Here is a 19,961-nt window from a genome sequence, read left to right as displayed (position 1 = left end):
CACTCGAAGGCGATGATGCTGAAACGCTCATCATCTTCATACCTCCCTGTTGGACTACGGCCGAGCTTAGTGCTCGGCCTTTTTTTCATCAACGCCGCATCCGGTCGCGTTTTGTTTGTAAAATGCGCTCTGCGCTGCCTATGATCGCGAAAAACAATCATTTTGTGATCGAGGGAATAATGGCAACACATTTCTTGCGTATTCTGATGGCGGCGGTTTCGGCCCTCATGCTGACCCTACCCGCAGCGGCCCAAGAGACCGGCAGTTCCGCCGCCCCGGTGTCGATTCCCGAAGATCTGACTCCCGAACAAGTCGATGACTTGGTCGCCCGTATGTCCGACGACCAGGTGCGCGCCATCCTGCTGGAACGGTTGGACGCGGTCGCAAGGCAGCAAGCCGAACAGCAGAGCACAAAGCGCGGCCTGATTCAGACCATTTCGGACTCAGCCAGCCAGATGGCGGCATCATGGATGGACGTGATCCGCAAGGTCCCGGTTCTGATATCGGCCCAGGTCGAGGCCTTCTCCAATTTCGGCAACAAATTCGGCGCAAACGGCCTCATGACCCTGTTCGGGTTCACCTTTCTGGCGCTTGCGATCGGGTATGCGGCTGAAAAGCTGTTCGGCCTGTGGACCCGCCGCTGGATCCGGCTGATCCCCGAAGACGCGTCCTCGGACCTCAAGGGCGCAGTGCTTTACCTGTTCAAACGCTTCTGCGGCGAGTTTTTGGGCCTGCTGGTCTTTTACTACACGCTGGTTTTCGTTGGCCGCCGATTTCTGGACGATGCGCAAATCGAACAGGCGGGGCCCTTCGTGTTCTATCTGATCTGGTTCCCGCGGCTGGGGGCGGCGATCTCGCGGTTCATCCTTGCCCCACAGCAGCCCCGGCTGCGGCTGGTCAGTATCGACGACAAATGGGCCAAGTACCTGCATCGCAACCTGATCGGTCTATTTCTGCTGATCGGCTTCACCATGTTCATCCTGGATTTCAACATGATGAACGGCGTGCAGCCGGGCGAGTCGCGGCTAGGGTTCTGGCTGAACACCTCGATCCACATCTACATCGCCGTAATGGCCTGGACGGCCCGCGAAGGGCTGACCGAAATGATGCGCGGCTCGGACCCAGATCGCACGCAGTTCGACGAAGAGGTGGCGCGTTACTATCCCTATTTCGCCATTGCCGTTTCCATCGGCACCTGGCTGCTGGTCGAATTCCTCGCCGCGCAACGCGACCCGCGGGTTTTCGCCCTGCTGGCGGGGGGCGCGCATTACGTCACCATGTTCTGGCTGCTGATCGCGCCGGCGCTCGATACCTTTATCCGCGGACTGACCCGCCATCTGTTGCCGCCGATGATCGGTGACGGGCCGGTCGCTGAACGCGCCTACAGGGCAACCAAGCGCAGCTATATCCGCATCGGGCGCGTTCTGGCCGGCGTTTTGGTCGTCCTGATGATCGCCAACGCATGGGATCTGGACCTGCAGGAAATCGCGGGCGGAGATTCTGAAACGGGCAGCAAGCTGGTTCAGTTCTTCATCATCATCGCGGTCGGCTACATCCTGAACGAGGTGGTCTCGCTCTGGATCAACCGCCGCCTGGCCAAGGAGCAGACAGCCTCGGAGCAGAGCCCCGACGAGGAAGCCGGCGAAGGCGGCGGTGCCGGCGGCTCACGCCTGGCCACGGTTCTGCCTTTGCTGCGCGTGACAGCTCAGGTCGCGATTTCGGTGATCTTCGCCCTGCTGGCGCTGGGCGCGCTGGGCTTGGACATCACGCCGCTTCTGGCTGGTGCCGGTATCCTGGGTCTGGCTATCGGCTTTGGCGCGCAGAAACTGGTTTCGGACATCGTGGGCGGCATCTTTTTCCTGATCGACGATGCTTTCCGCGTCGGTGAATACGTCGACGTGGGCGGTACTACCGGCACGGTCGAAAAGATCTCGATCCGCTCGATGCAACTGCGCCACCATCGCGGCCCGGTGCACACCATTCCCTATGGCGAGATCCAGAAACTAACGAACTACAGCCGCGACTGGGTCATCATGAAGCTGAAGTTTACCGTGCCCTTCGACACCGATCCGAACAAGGTCAAGAAGATCTTCAAGAAGATCGGTGCCGAGATGATGGAGGACCCGGTTCACAAGGACGGTTTCCTGCAGCCCTTCAAATCGCAGGGCGTGTTCGATTTCGACGATGTCGGCATGATCATCCGCGGCAAGTTCATGGCCAAACCGGGCAAGCAGTTCACCCTGCGCAAGGAGATCTTCAACCGGGTGAAGGCCGCCTTCAACGAAAACGGCATCGAGTTCGCCCGCCGCGAGGTCCGCGTTGCGATCCCGGGCCTGGAGGAGACGGAACATCTTTCAGATGAACAGAAAGCGGCCATCAGTGCGGCTGCCGGTGAAATCGCAACTCAGCAGGCCGAACAACAGGCCGAGCAGCAACAGCAGGGAAAGAAATAGGACGGTGTGCCCAAGCGCAAAGACAGTGGTGTCCGCGTGTTGCGATCGCTAGTCAGGCCGCTTCTCGCAAGCGCAGGCGTCGCCTTGGCAAGTGCAGCGGCGGCGCAGGACGCCAATAGTGTCCTCGACAAGAACCTCGGAGTTCTGGACGACTACACCGAAGACGAAATCGTCGGATTTCAGCGAGGATCGATCGTCGTCGCCCCGATTCCTTTTTCGAACCCTACAATCGGTTCCGGCCTCATTCTGGGCGCTGGGTATCTTTTCCAGATGGACGAAGGATCCAACCCTTCGGTGATAGGTGCCGGTGGATTGCGCTCCGGCAATGGCAGCATGGCCGCAGCCGGTGCATTCAAACTCAATATGGACAACAACCGTTGGATCATCGAGGCACTCTACGGGACAGCAGACGTCCAATACGACCTTTTCACCGGGGTTGGTGTGATCCCCATCCGTCAGGACGGTTTTCTGGGCAGGCTCGGGCTGTCCTATGGGGTAACGCCTGACCTGTCCTTCGGCGTGACCTTCCGGTATCTCGACACGACCATCACCCCCGCCTTTGCGGGACTGCCGCCGATCCCACCTCCCTTCGACCAGTTTCTGAATGTCGAGGTTGGGAATTTGGGCCTGGTGTCCGACTGGGATACACGGGATGACACGATTTACCCGACCAGCGGCCAAGTCCTGCATTTCGAAGCATCACAGGGCTACGGGCTCAGCGGGCTGGTGCAGGATTATTCCAAGTCCTACCTCAACTACACGTTTTACCTGAGCCCCTGGGCCGACGGTGTCATCGCCAGCCGGCTATCTGTCTGTGCCGCTTCGTCCGAGACACCGTTCTTCGATCAATGCGGCATCGGAACGGTGGATGCCTTCCGAGGGTTTTCGGCAACCCAGCTTCTCGATCTGCGCTCGGCTTCTCTGCAGGTCGAGCTTCGCCAGCGGGTGGGCGAGCGCATCGGCCTCATCGCCTTTGCTGGCGTGGGGCAAACCGGCCAGAGTTTCAGCGATCTGAGCGACAACGGCACCAATTCGGCCTACGGGATCGGCGCGCGTTACCGGGTTTCCAAGAAATTTCCGCTCGATTTCTCGATAGATGTAAGCCGCAACGACCAGCAGGAGGACAACCTCTACATCTATGTCGGACAGCGGTTCTGACACGGCTGCGCGTTCTTGGCCCTTTCCCCCGGCGCGCCCTTGCCCTAAAAGGCGCGCAATATCGGCCAGCTTGGGGACAGGACAGACAATGCAAGAGCCCGCCATCACACCGGAACTGATTGCCGCGCACGGGTTGAAGCCCGAAGAATACGACATGATCCTCGAGATTATCGGGCGCGAGCCGACCTTTACCGAGCTGGGGATTTTCTCGGCCATGTGGAACGAGCACTGTTCCTACAAGTCCTCGAAGAAATGGCTACGAACCCTCCCTACCTCGGGCCCTCAGGTGATCTGCGGCCCGGGTGAAAACGCCGGTGTGGTCGATATCGGCGACGGGCAGGCCGTGGTCTTCAAGATGGAAAGCCATAACCACCCCTCGTACATCGAACCCTATCAAGGCGCTGCAACCGGCGTGGGCGGCATCCTGCGCGACGTGTTCACCATGGGCGCACGGCCCATCGCGGCGATGAACGCGCTCTCCTTCGGTGAACCCGACCACCCCAAGACCCGCCAGCTGGTCAACGGCGTGGTGGAAGGCATCGGTGGCTACGGCAACTGTTTCGGCGTGCCGACCGTAGGCGGCGAGGTGCGGTTCCACCCGGCCTATGACGGCAACTGCCTCGTGAACGCCTTTGCCGCCGGGCTGGCCGATGCCGACAAGATCTTCTACTCGGCCGCGTCGGGCGTGGGCATGCCCGTTGTCTATCTGGGCGCCAAAACCGGCCGCGACGGCGTGGGCGGCGCCACGATGGCCTCGGCCGAATTTGACGACACGATCGAGGAAAAGCGCCCGACCGTGCAGGTCGGTGACCCCTTCACCGAAAAACGCCTGATGGAGGCGACGCTGGAACTGATGCAGACCGGCGCCGTGATTTCGATTCAGGACATGGGCGCGGCTGGCCTGACCTGTTCCGCGGTGGAAATGGGCGACAAGGGCAAGCTGGGCATCAAGCTCGACCTCGACCGCGTGCCCCAGCGCGAAGAGAACATGACCGCCTACGAGATGATGCTGTCCGAGTCCCAGGAACGCATGCTGATGGTGCTGAAGCCCGAGCTCGAGGCCGAGGCTCGGGCCGTATTCGAGAAATGGGACCTGGATTTTGCCATCGTTGGCGAAACAATCGCCGAGGACCGTTTCCTGATCATGCACGGAAACGAGGTCAAAGCCGACCTGCCGCTTTCGCCGCTGTCGGGCCGTGCGCCGGAATACGACCGTCCATGGGTTCCGACCCCTGTCGCCGAAGAGATGGCCGAAGTGCCGCAGATCGACCCGATTGACGGGTTGCGCGCACTCATCTCCTCGCCCAACTACGCGGCCAAACAGTGGGTCTATGAGCAATACGACACCATGGTCATGGCCGATACCGCCCGAACCCCTGGCCTGGGCGCCGGCATGGTCCGCGTGCACGGCACGGACAAGGTGCTGGCCTTCACCTCGGATGTGACGCCCCGCTATGTGCGCGCCAACCCCGAAGAAGGCGGCAAGCAGGCAGTGGCCGAAGCCTATCGCAACCTGACCGCCGTGGGTGCCAAACCGCTGGCGACCACCGACAACCTGAATTTCGGCAACCCCGAAAAGCCCGAGATCATGGGCCAGTTCGTCGGCGCCATCAAGGGCATCGGCGCGGCCTGTTCGGCGCTCGACATGCCGATCGTTTCGGGCAACGTGTCGCTGTACAACGAAACCGATGGCCAGGCGATTCTGCCCACGCCGACCATTGGGGCGGTAGGCCTTTTGCAGAACGCCGACGAAATCATCGGCACCGAAGTTCGCGAAGGCCACGTTGCGTTGGTGATCGGCGAAACCAAAGGCCATCTGGGCCAATCCGCCCTGCTGGCCGAAGTCTTCAACCGCGAAGACGGCGACGCCCCGCATGTGGATCTGGACGCCGAGAAACGCAACGGCGATTTCATCCGCGCCAACCGTCACCTGATCAAGGCCTGCACCGACCTCAGCGATGGCGGGCTGGCGCTTGCCGCTTTCGAACTTGCCGAAGGGTCCGGCGTCGGCGTGCATCTTGAGGACGCTTCGACAGAATTCCTGTTCGGAGAGGATCAGGGCCGGTACCTTGTGGCCTGCAATTTCGATCAGGCCGAAGCCCTGATGATCGCCGCAGGCCAGGCCGGTGTGCCCATCACCAGCGTCGGCCGGTTTACCGGCGACACCGTGCGCATCGGCGCGTCCGAGGCCCCTTTGGCCGAGTTGTCGACGATCTATCGCACCAGCTTTGCCGAGGCCGTAGCCTGAGCCTCGTTAACACCCTTTACGCTCCGAACCCTGCGCCTGCCGAACTGGCGCAGGGTGCTTGTTTCGCCTTTGCCCGCGCCCCCTTGCACGGGCTTTGGCATCGCTCTACATCTTGGGAAAGACCTTCAGGAGAACCTACATGCCGATGAGCGCTCATGAAATCGAAACCCTGCTGCGCGAGGCCTTTCCGAACGCGGACATCAAGGTCGGGGGAAGTGACGGCGTGCACATGTCCGCGATGGTCGTGGACGAGAGCTTTCGCGGCAAGAACCGGGTGCAGCAGCAGCGCGCCGTCTATGCAGCGCTTAAGGGCAAGATGGATGGCCCTGACGGAGAACTTCACGCGCTGGCCCTGACCACGCGCGCACCGGAGTAACCCGGAGCAAACGCAACAAGACCCGTCGACTGGTCTGATGCAGAAAGTATCGAGAAACCTTCCCGGGAATCGGGCGAAATGACGAAAGCCAATGAACCGAACCGGGAGCCCGTCAAGAACCTGAAAGCCGACAAACGGTGGAGCGACCACCACGGAAAATGACTGCCCGCCGCCGTGGCGGGCCCAGCCTAGGAAACGCGAAATGACCGACGTGAAGACCCAGATCGATGAAACCGTCAAGAACAACGACGTGGTGCTGTACATGAAGGGCACCAAGGAGATGCCGCAGTGTGGGTTCTCCTCGCGCGTGGCAGGCGTTCTGAACTACATGGGCGTGGATTACATCGATGTGAACGTTCTGGCCGACGAGACCATTCGACAGGGCATCAAGGACTATTCAGACTGGCCGACCGTTCCGCAGCTGTATGTCAAAGGCGAATTTGTCGGCGGCTGTGACATCGTCACCGAAATGACCCTGTCGGGCGAGTTGGACACCCTGTTCGATGAAAACGGCGTGGCTTACAACAAGGAAGCCGCCGACAAGATCCGCGAAGCCAACGCCTGAGCCTGCGGCTCAGCGGCTTGTACAGCCCTTCAGAACATCGGTTTCGCTGCCGGCCCCGGCCGCGGCGAAACTGACCACAGCATCCCAGCCTTTGGACCGCAGAACATAGGTCCCCTGCCCGCCGACCGACTCGTATCGGATACCCGATCCACTCGGAACCTGCCGCAAGGCGATCAACTGACCGTCCACCACCATGGCCGCTGCCCCGTCACCCTCGGGTGGGTTGAAATACGTGACCGCAAGCTCGACCCCACCTTCGCAGGTGAAGGTGACAGGCAAGATGTCGATCTGGGCCTGCGCCATGGACGCGCACAGTGTAGCCATACCGGCCAAAACAGTCAGACGGCCCATTTTCATTTCCCTGACTTCTCGGCAACCATTTCCGCCAGTGACTCGGCACGCGCCGCCAACTCGGCAAGCGTGTCCGTCACCGAGGGCGGCACAACGGCCACTTCGACCCGCTCGGGTTCGGGCGGCGGTGCGTTGCGCAGACTGTCCAGTTCCGCCTGCGCCTCGGCCAGTTGCGCCTCCAGCGCCTTGATCCTGTCATCGGACGCCGCAGCCTTGTCGGCCAGCATCAGCCCCGCCATCAACAGCATGCGGGATTCCGGCATGCGTCCGATCTGGTCGGTCAGAACCTGCGCTTCATCATCCAGCAGCTTGGCTGCGGCATGCAGGAACGGCTCTTCCCCGTCCCGGCACGACACTTCGAAACCGCGCCCGCCGATATGAATGGTCACTTCCGGCATTACTCCACCTCTCCTTCGGCAAGGTTGGCATGGGTCAGCAGCGGCTCGAGCCGGGCCAGAACCGCGTGGGCCTCGGCCGCATCCGTGGCCCGCGCGGCGCGGATTGCTTCAAGCTCGGCCTCGGTCGCGCGGTTCAGCAGCTCGGCATCGGGCAACCCGTCCGCGACTGCCTTGCGCAGCTCTTCCACGGTTTCCTGCAACTGCGCGTTGGCCTTGCGCAGACGCTGAAGATCGTCATCGAGGCGCGACATCGCCGCGCCGTGGCTCACCCGCTCGGCGCGCAGCATCTCGAGCTCGGCGTTCAGCTCGGCCACACGTTCGCCGTCGGCCAATTCCGCTTTGAGCCGGGCGATCTCGCTCCGCATCAACTCGACCTTTTCTTCTGATGGCTTCAAGCGCTCGACCTCGGCGCGTAGCTGGGCAAGTTCCTCGCTGTCATCCGGGCGGGTACGCAGGCTCTCGATCTCGGATTTCAACGCCGCCAGTTCATCCTGGTTTTCCAGCGCGGCCTTGGCCTCGGCCAGTTCGGCCCGCGCGGCTTCGACCGCCGCAAGCTGGGACTTGGCCTCGCCCAGTTGCCCGCGCAAGGCGTCGATTTCCTGCTCATAGCGCTCCTTGACGGATTTCAGGCGTTCCTCTAACTGCGCGTTGGCCAGACGCTCTTCGTCCAGCGCGACCCGCAATTTGCCGTCGCCGCCATCCCCTCCGGCCTGCATCGCCTCGATCCCGGCACCGATCCGGTCCATCGCGGCGGTGATGCGTCTGTGAAGGTCTTCGATCTGACTCATTGCCCCTGTTGCCCTTTTGCCAAGGTTCGCTCTCTTCTTACGCCGGCCGAATCAAGCCGTCCCGATCTCATTCATAGTCTAGCGGAATGTGCGCCAAAATACCCAGTGTTTGCTTTCAACCACTTGGACAACACAGTTCAACCGCGCCCCCGGCGCCACGGCCGGTTCCGCTTGCACTTTGAGGGGTGAATGGTATTCAGCGCGCAATCTGCCCGTAACCCAAAGGAAAACATCCGTGGACCTGACAGCGCTGCGCAATGCCAACCCTGAACACTGGGCCAAGGCTGCGGCCATCCGCACCCTGACCCTCGATGCCGTCGCGGCCGCCAATTCCGGCCATTCGGGAATGCCCATGGGCATGGCCGATGTCGCGACCGTTCTGTTTGAAAAGCATCTGAAATTCGACGCATCCGCCCCCAAATGGCCCGACCGCGACCGGTTCATCCTGTCGGCCGGCCACGGCTCGATGCTGATCTATTCGCTGCTGTATCTGACGGGCTACGAACAAGTCACGCTGGACGAGATCAAGAACTTCCGCCAGTTGGGCGCCAAGACGGCTGGCCACCCGGAAAACTTCCTTTTAGACGGCGTTGAAACCACCACCGGCCCGCTTGGGCAAGGGATCGCCAATGCCGTGGGCTTTGCCATGGCCGAGGAGATCCAGCGCGCGCATTACGGCAAGAAGGTCGTCGATCACTATACCTATGTGATCGCCGGGGACGGCTGCCTGATGGAAGGCGTCAGCCAGGAGGCGATCACCCTGGCCGGTCGGCACGAGCTAAGCAAGCTGATCGTGTTCTGGGACAACAACAATATCACCATCGACGGCACCGTGGACATCGCCGACCGCACCGACCAGGTGCGCCGGTTTGCGGCCTCGGGCTGGAATGTAATCGAGATCGACGGTCACGACCCCGAGGCCATTGACGCGGCCATCACCGAGGCGAAGGCGTCGAAAAAGCCGTCGATGATCGCCTGCAAGACCCATATCGCCTTGGGCCATGCCGCGCAGGACACCTCGAAAGGTCACGGTGCTCTGACCGATGCCGAGCAGCTGAAAGCCGCAAAAGAGGCCTATGGCTGGCCCTACGGTCCGTTCGAAATCCCGGCCGAGGTCAAAGCGGCCTGGGAAGCGATCGGTGCTCGCGGCGCTGCGGACCGCGCGGCCTGGGAAGAGCGTTTCGCCCAACTGTCCGAGCGCAAGCAGGCCGAGTTCAACCGTGCCTATGCGTTCGAGGTGCCGAAGAAGCTGGCCGGCGCGATCCGCGCGCTGAAAAAGCAGATCTCTGAAGACCAGCCCAAGCTGGCCACCCGCGCCTCGTCGGAAAAGGTGCTGAACGTCGTGAACCCGATCATGACCGAGACGGTTGGCGGCTCGGCGGACCTGACCGGGTCGAACAACACCAAATCGGCCGATATGGGCGTGTTCCTGCCGGAAAACCGCAAGGGCCGCTATATCCACTACGGCATCCGTGAACACGGCATGGCCGCGGCGATGAACGGCATGGCGCTGCATGGTGGCATCCGCCCCTATGGCGGCACCTTCATGGCCTTCACCGACTATGCGCGTCCGTCGATGCGCTTGGCCGCGTTGATGAAGATCCCCAGCGTTTTCGTGATGACCCATGACTCGATCGGTCTGGGCGAAGACGGCCCGACGCACCAGCCGGTCGAGCATCTGGCGATCTCGCGCGCGACGCCGAACACCTATGTGTTCCGTCCCGCCGACACCGTCGAGACTGCCGAGGCCTGGGAACTGGCGCTGACCTTCAAGGACAGCCCCTCGGTACTGTCGCTGACCCGCCAGGGCGTGCCGACCGTGCGCACCCAGCACAAGGCCAAGAACCTGACCGCCCAGGGCGCCTATGTTCTGGCCGAGGCCGAGGGCAAGCGTCAGGCGATCCTGATCGCCACCGGGTCCGAGGTGTCGCTGGCCATGGAGGCAAAAGCGATGCTCGAGGCCGAAGGGATCGGCACCCGGGTCGTTTCGATGCCCTGTATGGAGCTGTTCGCCGAGCAGGACGAAGCCTATCGCAAGAAGGTCCTGCCCGCCGGCCCCGTCCGCGTCGGAATCGAGGCCGCCGTCCGTGCCGGCGGCTGGGACCGCTGGCTGCTAGGCGAGCGTGGCCGCGAGGCCAAGGCCGGTTTCATCGGTATGTCGGGCTTTGGCGCGTCTGCTCCCGCCGGCGAACTGTACAAGCATTTCGGCATCACCGCCGAGGCAACGGTTGCAAAGGTCAAGGAATTGCTGGGCTGATCCAGCCGAACCAAGCATTCAAGGGGCGGCCATCGTGCCGCCCTTTTCCTTTGTGCCTCAATGGTCCGCTTTCTGCTCTGTCTTATTGGGCCAAAGCGGCGCGATGACCTTGGTCGCCAACGGTATCAGAGCGAACCCCCAGGCCAGCCCGAACATGCCATCCATCGCGGCCTTGCTGATCCACTCCACCGCACCGGCCCATTGATCGGGCACGGCATGACCGGCCGCATAAGCCCAATCGTGGATGTGGTGTGCCAACCAGCCAAAGCCCAGCACCTCGAGCCCATGGATCATGATCGAGCCGCCAACCCATAGCATCGCCGCCGTACCCACGACCGACAGCGTCTTCATGACCTTTGGCATCGCCTTGACCAGCCCGCGGCCCAACCCGCGGCCGACTGACGTCAGCGCGTTCTTGGCCAGATAAAGCCCGACATCGTCCATTTTGACGATCAATGCGACCGAGCCATAAACGGCCACCGTGACACCGATCCCCACAACCGCCAGCGTCGCCGCCTGCATCCAGACATTTGGCGCCTCAATGGCAGAAAGCGCGATGGTCATGATTTCGGCCGACAGGATGAAATCAGTCTTGATGGCACCCTTGATCTTCTGCTCCTCCAGATGACCCGGATCACGGACGTTCATGTCTTCTTCGATGACGTGGCTGCCATGCGGGAATAGCACGTGGAAGATCTTCTCAGCCCCCTCGAAGCACAGGTATGACCCACCAATCATCAGCAAGGGCGTGATCATCCATGGTGCGAAATTCGCAAGCAGCAAGGCCACCGGCAGCAGCAGAATGACCTTGTTGAAAATCGACCCCCGTGCGATGCGCCAGATGATCGGCAACTCTCGCGCGGGGGCAAAGCCCTGGACGTATTTCGGCGTGACGGCCGCGTCGTCGATGATCACGCCCGCGGTCTTGGCCCCCGCCTTGCCGGCGGCCGCCGCCACATCGTCGACCGAGGCCGCCGCCACTTTGGCGATTCCCGCCACATCGTCCAACAGGGCCAGCAAACCGCTCATGCCGCATCCTTTCCGTTCATCCGTCGCACTTTGGACCCTAACCGATCCGACAGCTAGCGCAAGCGTTAGCGCAACCACGCCAAGTTTGCGCTAACACATTGCAAATATGACATTTTCTACCTTTTTTGATGAACCGATCATCGCTATATCGCCCAGAACACAAGCGGATTTGGAGACGTCACATGACCATCAAGGTCGGCATCAATGGTTTTGGCCGCATCGGCCGCTGTACCCTGTCGCACATCGCCGCGTCAGGCCGCAACGACATCGAAGTGATCAAGGTTAACGCCACCGGACCGCTTGAAACCTCAGCGCATCTGCTGAGATACGACAGCATCCACGGCCGCTTTCCGCGCGAGATCTCGATCAGCGGCAACACGATGGACCTGGGCCGCGGGCCGATGCAGATGTTCTCGACCTACGACATGAACGAGCTGGACTGGGAAGGCTGCGACGTCGTTCTGGAATGCACCGGCAAGTTCAACGACGGGCTGAAGGCCAAAACGCATCTTGAGCGTGGCGCGCAGAAGGTTCTGCTGTCGGCCCCGGGCAAGAACGTGGACAAGACGATCGTATTTGGCGTCAACCACAACAGCCTGACCGCCAACGATAGGATGGTGTCGAATGGCTCGTGCACCACGAACTGCCTTGCTCCGCTTGCCAAGGTTCTGGACGAAGGTATCGGCATCGAAAACGGCATCATGACCACGATCCATGCCTATACCGGCGACCAGCCGACGCTGGACCGCCGTCACAATGACCTGTACCGCGCCCGCGCCGCCGCCATGTCGATGATCCCCACAAGCACCGGCGCTGCCAAGGCCCTGGGCGAAGTTCTACCGAACCTCAAGGGGCGTCTGGACGGCTCGGCCATCCGCGTGCCAACGCCGAACGTATCGGCCGTAGACCTGACATTCCGAGCCGCGCGCGATGTGACCGTTGATGAGGTCAACGCCATCGTCGCCGAGGCCGCCAAGGGGCCGATGCAGCGCGTTCTGGGCTATGAACCTGCCCCGCTGGTGTCGACCGATTTCAACCACACCGAAGAAAGCTCGATCTTCGCACCCGACCAGACCCGTGTCGTCGATGGCCGCATGGTCCGCGTGCTGGCTTGGTACGACAACGAGTGGGGCTTCTCGGTGCGCATGGCCGATGTGGCCGTCGCCATGGGGCGCCTTAACTGACATCGCCAAGTAAGCTTGCGCGAAAACGCCCGCTCAGGTTATCTGGGCGGGCGTTTGCGTTCGGAGCGGCAATGACAAACCAAATCGCGATCTGGCTTGGCGTGCTCATTCTGGGTGGACTGATGCTGGATTATGCCCTTGTCGGAACCGAGCATCTCCTATTCCTCGGCAAGAAGTTCTACGACCTTTTGGATTGGGTCGCGTTCTGGCGCTGACAGAGGTTTTGCTTGACATTTTCGCCTGACTGCCTTTGTTAGCGCTAACTAATTTCAATCGCGGCTTAGCGGCCATTCAGACGGAGCGCGACATGACACTCAAACTTGCAATCAACGGATTTGGACGGATCGGGCGCGGCGTCCTGCGCGCCCTGATGGAAAGCGGTCGCACTGATGTGCAGATCGTCGCAATCAACGACCTGGCCAAGCCGGAAATGAACGCGCATCTGTTCGAGTTTGACAGCGTGCATGGCCGCTACGCCAAGCCGATCACCCTGACCGAGGCCGGGCTGGACGTGGGCGCCGGCCCGATCCGGCTGACCAGCGAGCGTGACCCCGAGGTGCTGGACTGGTCGGACGTGGACGTCGTTCTGGAATGCACCGGCGTATTCCGCACGCGCGAAGCCGCGTCGCGTCATTTCAAGAACGGCGCGAAAAAGGTTCTGATCTCGGCGCCGGCGCGCGGGGATGGCGAGGTGAAGACCGTGGTGTTCGGCGTGAACGAACACGAACTGACCGCCGCCGACACCGTGGTTTCAAACGCATCCTGCACCACCAACTGCCTGTCGCCCGTCGCTGCCGCATTGGATGCGGGCCTGGGTATCGTGCACGGCAACATGACAACGGTGCATGCCTATACTGCCAGCCAGCCAGTGCATGACACCGCCGGCAAGGACCCGTACCTGTCGCGCGCGGCTGCCCTGTCGATGATACCGACCACCACCGGCGCGGCCTCGGCCGTGGGGCTGGTTTTGCCTCAACTGCAGGGCAAGCTGACCGGTCAGGCGATCCGGGTTCCCACCCCGAACGTCTCGGTCGTCGATCTGGTGGTCGAAGTATCACGCCCCACCACCGAAGACGAGGTCAACGCCCTGTTCACCGAAGCCGCGGCCAAGATCCCGACCGTTCTGGCCGCGGAAACCCGCCCGTTGATCTCGATCGACTTCAACCACGATTCCCACAGCTCGACCGTGTCGCTGGCCGAAACCAAGGTGACCGACGGCACGCTGGTCCGCGTTCTGGCCTGGTATGACAACGAGTGGGGTTTCTCGAACCGGATGCTGGATACGGCCGCCGCGATGGGCGCCCTAGCCTAACCGCTCTTTCAGCGCGATATTGACCTGGGGCGTGACGAATTTCGACACGTCCCCTCCCAGCCGGGCGATTTCCTTGACCAGCTTCGAGGCAATCGCCTGGTGGCGGGCCTCGGCCATCAGAAAGACGGTCTCGATGGAATCATCCATCGCCCGGTTCATCCCCACCATCTGGAATTCATACTCGAAATCCGCCACCGCGCGCAGGCCACGCACAATGATCTGGGCGCCCACGTCCCGGGCGCAGTCGATCAGCAGGTTCTCGAACGGATGCGCGACGATCTCGGTGCCGGTCTGCGCGGTCAGATGGGCGCATTCGGCCTCGATCATGGCCACCCGTTCTTCCAAAGAAAATAAGGGCCCCTTGTCGCGGTTGATTGCAACGCCGATCACCAGCTTGTCGACCAGCATCGCCGCCCGACGGATGATGTCGATATGACCCAAAGTGATCGGATCAAAGGTTCCGGGATACAATCCAACCCGCATCTGGGCCTCCTGAGCAAGAAAATTTCTGCGCAAGCAAACACAAGTTTTCCGCAGCTGCAAGAGGCCGCATCATTAGCGTAGGGCTAGTGGCCCATGATCATGCCCTGCAGGGCATCCTTTTCCATCGCCAGTTCCGACAATTGCGCCTTGACCACGTCACCCAGCGTCACGATGCCGACCAACTGGCCGTCCTCGACGATCGGCATGTGACGAAAACGGCCTTCGGTCATGCGGGCCAGTACGTCCTGCACCTTGTCCTGTTTGGTGGCGGTAACCAGCTTTTTGGTCATGTAGGCGATGACCGGCTGGGTCAGGCAACCGCTGCCGCTGGCGGCCAGCTCGCGCACGATGTCGCGTTCCGACAAAATCCCAACGGCGGTCTTGCCCCCGTCCTCCGAGACCACGACGGTCCCGATGCGCTTTTCGGCCAGGATCTTGGCTGCGTCGGAAACGGTCGTCGAAGGCGCCACAGTCACGACCCCGTCCGTTGCCTTCGAACTCAGAATGGCCTGAACAAGCATGGGCAAAACCTCCGACAATAATCTTCCCGTATTCCAAAGCGTTGCCGGAATACTCGACCCTGTCAAGCTTGGGCTTCAGCTTCCAGCCGCGCAATCTCGTCGCGGATGCCGCGACTCAGCGCGTCAGCAAAGCGGTTGAGGCGTTCATTGCGCTGATCGCCCTGATGGCGCACTAGGTAGAAGCTGCGGGTCAGACTTACTTGATCCGTCAGGATTTTCCGCAACCCCGGATGGAACGGAAGCGTAAAGTCATGGGCCACGCAGACCCCGGTGCCCAGCGATGCCTGCCGCAACTGGACCGAGACCGAATTCGATGCAAGCGCGACACGGTCAATACCGATGTCGTTGAGGTAGTCCAGCTCGCGATCGAAGATCATGTCCGGGATGTATCCAATCATGCGATGCCTCTGCAGATCCTCGAGAGTGCGGATCGGGGCATGGCGCGCTAGGTAATCCTCTGTCGCGACCATATGCAGGCGATAGTCGCTGACCTTCTGCACCAGCAACTTGCCGGCGGTGGGCGCGCTGACGGTCAGCGCCATGTCGGCCTCGCGCCGCGACAAATTGATAATGCGCGGCAGGGCAAGAATCTGAATGTCCAGATCCGGGTTCGCATCGCTGATGCGGGCACAGACCTGCGGCAGCAGATAGTTCGCACTGCCATCGGGCGCGCCGATGCGGACCTGACCGCTCAGCGCCTTGGTCGACCCGTCCATCGCCCCGGCTGCCGCGCGCATCGCCTCTTCGGCGGATTGGGCGTGTTCGAACAGGCGCTCTCCGGCCGAGGTCAACAGATAGCCTTGGGGCGATTTGGTGAACAGCGGCGCCTTCAGCGCCGTCTCCAGCCGCGCGACCCGGCGCCCCACCGTGGCCGGATCGATCTTCAGCCGCCGCCCTGCCGACGACAGGCTTTCCTCGCGCGCGACGGCCAGAAACACGCGCATGTCGTCCCAATTGGGGGTCATCCCTCACCTATGCATTTTTGCAAAACTCTTTTGAGACATTGCCCCTGTTCAGGTGATTTATGCAAGCCTATGCTGCGCCCAAATTCTGCGGAGGAGTTTGCAATGCAAGACCTGACCCATTTCATCAACGGCGAATACACCCCCGGCACCTCGGGCCGGTTCGATGATGTCTACAACCCCGCCACCGGCGAGGTTCAGTACAGATGCCCGATGGCCAGTGCCGCCGAGACCACGGCCGCCATCGAATACGCCGCTGCAGCCCAGCCTGCCTGGGGTGCAACCAACCCGCAAAAGCGCGCCCGCGTCATGATGCAGATGGTTCAGCTGATGAACCGCGACATGGACAAACTGGCCGAAGCATTGAGCCGCGAGCACGGCAAGACCCTGCCCGATGCCAAGGGCGATCTGCAGCGCGGGCTCGAGGTGATCGAATACTGCATCGGCGCCCCGCAGATGCTGAAGGGTGAGTTTACCGACAGCGCAGGCCCCGGCATCGACATGTATTCCATGCGCCAGCCGCTGGGTGTTGTCGCCGCCATCATGCCGTTCAACTTCCCGGCCATGATGCCCCTGTGGCATGTCGGCCCGGCGCTGGCCTGCGGCAACGCTGTGGTGCTGAAACCCTCGGAACGTGATCCATCGGTGCCGCTGATGCTGGCCGAACTGTTCGTCGAGGCCGGTCTGCCCAAAGGCGTGTTCCAGGTTGTCAACGGCGACAAGGAAGCCGTGGATACCCTGCTGGACAGCGAGATCATTCAGGGTGTTTCCTTCGTCGGATCGACCCCGATCGCGCAGTACATCTATGCCCGCGCCACAGCGAACGGCAAACGCGCCCAGTGCTTTGGTGGGGCCAAGAACCACATGATCGTTATGCCTGACGCCGACCTGGACCAGGCCGCCGACGCGCTGGTGGGCGCCGGTTTCGGCGCTGCCGGCGAACGCTGCATGGCCGTTTCGGTGGCCGTTCCGGTGGGCGAGGAAACCGCCGACGCGCTGATTGAAAAGCTGGTGCCGCGCATCGAAAAACTGAAGGTCGGGCCCTATACCGCAGGCGATGACGTCGATATGGGGCCGGTCGTGACCGCCGCTGCCAAAGAACGCATCCTGGGCCTGATCAACTCGGGCGTTGAACAAGGCGCGAAGCTGGTGGTCGACAACCGCGACTTCAAGCTGCAAGGCTATGAGAACGGCTTTTTCGTCGGCCCCCACCTGTTCGACCATGTCACCCCCGACATGGACATCTACAAGCAGGAGATCTTCGGCCCCGTCCTGTCCACCGTCCGCGCCGGATCCTACGAAGAGGCGCTGAAGCTGGCGATGGACCATGAATACGGCAACGGCACCGCGATCTTCACCCGTGACGGCGATACCGCCCGTGATTTCGCCCACCGGGTCAACATCGGCATGGTCGGCATCAACGTCCCGATCCCGGTCCCGCTGGCCTATCACACATTCGGCGGGTGGAAGAAATCCATGTTCGGCGACCTGAACCAGCACGGCCCCGACAGCTTCAAGTTCTACACCCGCACCAAGACCGTGACGTCGCGCTGGCCGTCGGGCATCAAAGAAGGTGGCGAGTTCAACTTCAAGGCAATGGACTAACTATCCAAAAACAAATTAAAAGGCCGCCCAATCGTTGGCGGCCTTTTCTTTTTCTGAAACCTCCGTTCGGCGACGATGCGCCTGCACGGTCCACTCTCACGAAAAATTCAGCCAAGCCCTCTGGCCCAGCGTCCGCCAACGTCATAGATTGCCGGCCGAAATAAAAGAGCAGTCATTCGTCAGGAGGCTCCGTTGACCAGCAAGATCACCCGCCGCTCGGCCCTTTTGGGCGTCGTGTCTGCCCTGGCCGCTCCGTCGGTGTTGCGCGCTCAAAGCCAGGATGCGTTCCCGCAGTCCGAGGAAGCGATCAGCGTGCAGCCGCCCGTGCGCCGGAACATCTCGTCCTTTTCGCAGCAAAACTGGCAGGACCATTTTGACGAAATCGGCGTCGGCTGCCTGCTGGCCGACATCACCAGCCGCGCGGTGCACTACTGGGGGCCGGACGGGACCTACAAGCTCTATCCCAGCTCGGTTCCGATGAGCGAGGAACTGACCAAGCGCGGCTATACCGAGGTGGTGCGCAAGGCGGAAAATCCCAGCTGGACCCCGACCTCGTCCATGCGCGAGCGCGACCCGACCCTGCCGCAGCGCGTCGAGGGCGGCGACCCAGGCAACCCGCTGGGCACCCGTGCCATGTATCTGTCATGGCCCGCCTATCTAGTTCACGGCACACATGATACGCGCAAGATCGGGCGTCAAAGCTCGTCGGGCTGCATTGGCTTGTACAACCAGCATGTCGAGGAGCTGTATCCGATGGTCCAGATCGGCACTCAGGTGCGGCTTTTGTGAATTGAAAAAGCCCCGGGCCGCGCAGGCACCGGGGCTTGTCTGCCTAGGTGAGTGGTAGCTTTATTCAGGCAGCAGAACCTTGTCGACCACGTGGATCACGCCGTTGCTGGCCTCGATGTCGGCCTGCACGACATTTGCGCCGTCAACCTTGACGCCGTTCTTTGCGTTCACGCTCAGGCGGTCGCCCTGAACGGTCAGCACCTTCGCGCGCTTGCCGGCGATGTCCCCGGACATCACCTTGGCCGGGACGACGTGATAGGTCAGGATCGCAACCAGCTGATCCTTGTTCTCGGGTTGCAGCAGGCTCTCGACCGTGCCCTCCGGCAGAGCGGCAAATGCTTCGTCCGTGGGCGCGAACACGGTGAACGGGCCCTTGCCCTTCAGCGTGTCAACCAGACCGGCGGCCTGTACGGCTGCGACCAGCGTGTTGAACGAGCCGGCGGCAACCGCGGTATCCACGATGTCTGCAGCCTTGGCATTGATCGGCAGAGCCAAGGCGATGGCGGCGGCTGCGCCCATGAAAGTGCGACGGAACATTGCTGATATCTCCTCTCCAGCGTGTTATGGAAAGGGGTACGGCGCTTCCGTGAAACCGGATCACGAAAAATTTCAGGCCCCGGCCCGTTGCACCCAGATGCTCTGCGCCCTGCCTTCCTTAAGAAACGGAAGCGACTCCACCGCGTCGGGGCGAGCGCGTTGCAGGAAATACCCGGGCCAAAGCATTGAAAACGCACCCGATTGCAGCAGCGCGTGCAGCATGTACTGCTCGCCCCATCCGGGGCAATCATAGAAGAACCGCTTGGGGTATTCGTAGGGCAGAAAAACATCGTGCACATGGATCACCACCCCCGGATTCAAGGCAGGGATGATCCGGCAGAACAGATGCGCCACGTCGTTGCTCATACGCACAACATGGCTGGAATCGATGAACAAGACGTCGCCCGCCTCCAGTTCGGCGAACAGCGACGGGTCGACGTCCTCCAGCCGCTTCTGCTCGAACCGGTCCACCACATGGGCGATGTCGGCGCGGGGATAGGGGTCGATGGCCGTGAGTGTCGTGGCCAGCCCACCGTCGATGATCGCCTGCCGGGTCACGCGGGTCGAGTTGCCGCAGCCGACCTCGATCACGCGCTCGGGGCGAAACCGCCGGATCATCAGATACAGCGCATCCGCGTCCGGGCTGTCATAATAACCGTTGCCGATGCGGTATCCGGTCTGGTTGCGGGCCGGGTCCTTCAGGGCCGCAAGCGCATCCTTGTGCGTGGCGTATTCGGCAACCAAGGTTCTGATGTCGAAATCCTGCATCCCCGGAGACAGGGCATAGGCCGGACGCTCCAGCCCGCCGGCCCGCTCGAAGGACTCGAGCCGCGCGCGCTCATCTCGTTCCGGCGCCTTGTCGATCAGCTTGACACCGAACCGGTCCAGAACGGCGTTCAGCTTGGGAAATTTCCTGGGTTTCACGGTGGCGGCTCCGGCTTGGCA

Annotated in this window: 20 protein-coding genes; 11 read left to right on the top strand and 9 right to left on the bottom strand. The window is 61.8% G+C overall.

Going from position 1 to position 19,961, the window contains the following annotated elements; translation table 11 throughout:
• Positions 1–179 precede the first annotated feature (179 nt).
• From AC2FMM_RS14930 to grxD, 5 genes are all read left to right on the top strand, one after another.
• The gene (locus AC2FMM_RS14930) at positions 180–2,453 is read left to right on the top strand and encodes a mechanosensitive ion channel domain-containing protein (protein ID WP_496679867.1); all 2,274 of its coding nucleotides are present in this window, start codon (positions 180–182) and stop codon (positions 2,451–2,453) included.
• 84 nt (positions 2,454–2,537) lie between these two features.
• Positions 2,538–3,611 carry a BamA/TamA family outer membrane protein gene (locus AC2FMM_RS14925; RefSeq protein WP_496796981.1) on the top strand — a complete coding sequence of 358 codons (1,074 nt, stop codon included), beginning with the start codon at positions 2,538–2,540 and terminating at the stop codon, positions 3,609–3,611.
• Positions 3,612–3,699: 88 nt separating this feature from the next.
• On the top strand, positions 3,700–5,859 hold the full coding sequence (gene purL, locus AC2FMM_RS14920) for a phosphoribosylformylglycinamidine synthase subunit PurL (protein WP_496796980.1): 2,160 nt from the start codon (positions 3,700–3,702) through the stop codon (positions 5,857–5,859).
• 139 nt (positions 5,860–5,998) lie between these two features.
• Complete coding sequence (locus AC2FMM_RS14915) at positions 5,999–6,235, top strand: BolA/IbaG family iron-sulfur metabolism protein (protein WP_149775191.1); 237 nt, start codon at positions 5,999–6,001, stop codon at positions 6,233–6,235.
• 202 nt (positions 6,236–6,437) lie between these two features.
• On the top strand, positions 6,438–6,800 hold the full coding sequence (gene grxD, locus AC2FMM_RS14910) for a Grx4 family monothiol glutaredoxin (protein WP_496741277.1): 363 nt from the start codon (positions 6,438–6,440) through the stop codon (positions 6,798–6,800).
• A gap of 9 nt (positions 6,801–6,809) precedes the next feature.
• Here grxD and AC2FMM_RS14905 read toward each other — a convergent pair whose 3' ends face one another.
• From AC2FMM_RS14905 to AC2FMM_RS14895, 3 genes are read right to left on the bottom strand one after another with little or no spacing between them, the layout of a single operon-like run.
• Entirely contained in the window at positions 6,810–7,151 is a 342-nt protein-coding gene (locus AC2FMM_RS14905; RefSeq protein WP_496796979.1) for an MliC family protein, read from the bottom strand.
• Positions 7,152–7,153: 2 nt separating this feature from the next.
• Positions 7,154–7,549, bottom strand: coding sequence for a cell division protein ZapA (locus AC2FMM_RS14900; protein ID WP_496679855.1), 396 nt, complete (start codon positions 7,547–7,549; stop codon positions 7,154–7,156).
• Positions 7,549–8,337: a hypothetical protein gene (locus AC2FMM_RS14895; RefSeq protein WP_496796978.1), complete on the bottom strand. Its 789-nt coding sequence runs from the start codon at positions 8,335–8,337 to the stop codon at positions 7,549–7,551. The genes AC2FMM_RS14900 and AC2FMM_RS14895 overlap by 1 nt, the downstream gene beginning before the upstream one ends.
• 235 nt (positions 8,338–8,572) lie before the next feature.
• Here AC2FMM_RS14895 and tkt point away from each other — a divergent pair, with 235 nt between their 5' ends.
• On the top strand, positions 8,573–10,594 hold the full coding sequence (gene tkt, locus AC2FMM_RS14890) for a transketolase (RefSeq protein ID WP_496679851.1): 2,022 nt from the start codon (positions 8,573–8,575) through the stop codon (positions 10,592–10,594).
• A 57-nt stretch (positions 10,595–10,651) separates the two neighbouring features.
• On the opposite strand, the gene AC2FMM_RS14885 is transcribed toward tkt, so the two are convergent.
• On the bottom strand, positions 10,652–11,623 hold the full coding sequence (locus AC2FMM_RS14885; RefSeq protein ID WP_496796977.1) for a DUF808 domain-containing protein: 972 nt from the start codon (positions 11,621–11,623) through the stop codon (positions 10,652–10,654).
• A 182-nt stretch (positions 11,624–11,805) separates the two neighbouring features.
• On the opposite strand from AC2FMM_RS14885, the gene gap (AC2FMM_RS14880) reads away from it, so the two are divergent.
• The 3 genes from gap (AC2FMM_RS14880) (at position 11,806) to gap (AC2FMM_RS14870) (ending at position 14,119) form a co-directional block, all read left to right on the top strand.
• A complete protein-coding gene (gene gap, locus AC2FMM_RS14880; protein ID WP_496796976.1) occupies positions 11,806–12,807 on the top strand; it encodes a type I glyceraldehyde-3-phosphate dehydrogenase in 1,002 nt (333 codons plus the stop codon).
• Positions 12,808–12,878: 71 nt separating this feature from the next.
• Positions 12,879–13,022, top strand: coding sequence for a hypothetical protein (locus AC2FMM_RS14875; protein ID WP_005983416.1), 144 nt, complete (start codon positions 12,879–12,881; stop codon positions 13,020–13,022).
• 92 nt (positions 13,023–13,114) lie between these two features.
• A complete protein-coding gene (gene gap, locus AC2FMM_RS14870; RefSeq protein ID WP_496679844.1) occupies positions 13,115–14,119 on the top strand; it encodes a type I glyceraldehyde-3-phosphate dehydrogenase in 1,005 nt (334 codons plus the stop codon).
• Here the strand turns inward: gap (AC2FMM_RS14870) and coaD are convergent.
• The 3 genes from coaD to AC2FMM_RS14855 form a co-directional block, all read right to left on the bottom strand.
• On the bottom strand, positions 14,111–14,602 hold the full coding sequence (gene coaD, locus AC2FMM_RS14865; protein WP_496679842.1) for a pantetheine-phosphate adenylyltransferase: 492 nt from the start codon (positions 14,600–14,602) through the stop codon (positions 14,111–14,113). The genes gap (AC2FMM_RS14870) and coaD overlap by 9 nt on opposite strands.
• Before the next feature lie 83 nt (positions 14,603–14,685).
• Complete coding sequence (locus AC2FMM_RS14860; protein ID WP_496679841.1) at positions 14,686–15,123, bottom strand: CBS domain-containing protein; 438 nt, start codon at positions 15,121–15,123, stop codon at positions 14,686–14,688.
• Between the two features lie 62 nt (positions 15,124–15,185).
• The gene (locus AC2FMM_RS14855) at positions 15,186–16,088 is read right to left on the bottom strand and encodes a LysR family transcriptional regulator (protein ID WP_496796975.1); all 903 of its coding nucleotides are present in this window, start codon (positions 16,086–16,088) and stop codon (positions 15,186–15,188) included.
• A gap of 102 nt (positions 16,089–16,190) precedes the next feature.
• Between AC2FMM_RS14855 and AC2FMM_RS14850 the strand changes: the two genes are divergently transcribed.
• Both AC2FMM_RS14850 and AC2FMM_RS14845 read left to right on the top strand, forming a co-directional pair.
• Positions 16,191–17,690 (top strand): CoA-acylating methylmalonate-semialdehyde dehydrogenase, encoded by a 1,500-nt coding sequence (locus AC2FMM_RS14850; protein WP_496679837.1) that lies wholly within the window; start codon positions 16,191–16,193, stop codon positions 17,688–17,690.
• Positions 17,691–17,882: 192 nt separating this feature from the next.
• Positions 17,883–18,479 (top strand): L,D-transpeptidase, encoded by a 597-nt coding sequence (locus AC2FMM_RS14845; protein WP_496679835.1) that lies wholly within the window; start codon positions 17,883–17,885, stop codon positions 18,477–18,479.
• 60 nt (positions 18,480–18,539) lie between these two features.
• Here the strand turns inward: AC2FMM_RS14845 and AC2FMM_RS14840 are convergent, their stop codons facing one another.
• Together AC2FMM_RS14840 and AC2FMM_RS14835 are read right to left on the bottom strand one after the other, a co-directional pair.
• Positions 18,540–19,016: a fasciclin domain-containing protein gene (locus tag AC2FMM_RS14840; RefSeq protein WP_490360983.1), complete on the bottom strand. Its 477-nt coding sequence runs from the start codon at positions 19,014–19,016 to the stop codon at positions 18,540–18,542.
• 72 nt (positions 19,017–19,088) lie between these two features.
• A complete protein-coding gene (locus tag AC2FMM_RS14835; protein WP_496796974.1) occupies positions 19,089–19,940 on the bottom strand; it encodes a class I SAM-dependent methyltransferase in 852 nt (283 codons plus the stop codon).
• Between the last annotated feature and the right edge of the window lie 21 nt (positions 19,941–19,961).

This window comes from Ruegeria sp. BHSC043 (genome assembly GCF_059612985.1).
Note: the sequence above shows the minus strand (reverse complement) of the source record. Positions and strands in the feature narration are given on the sequence as shown.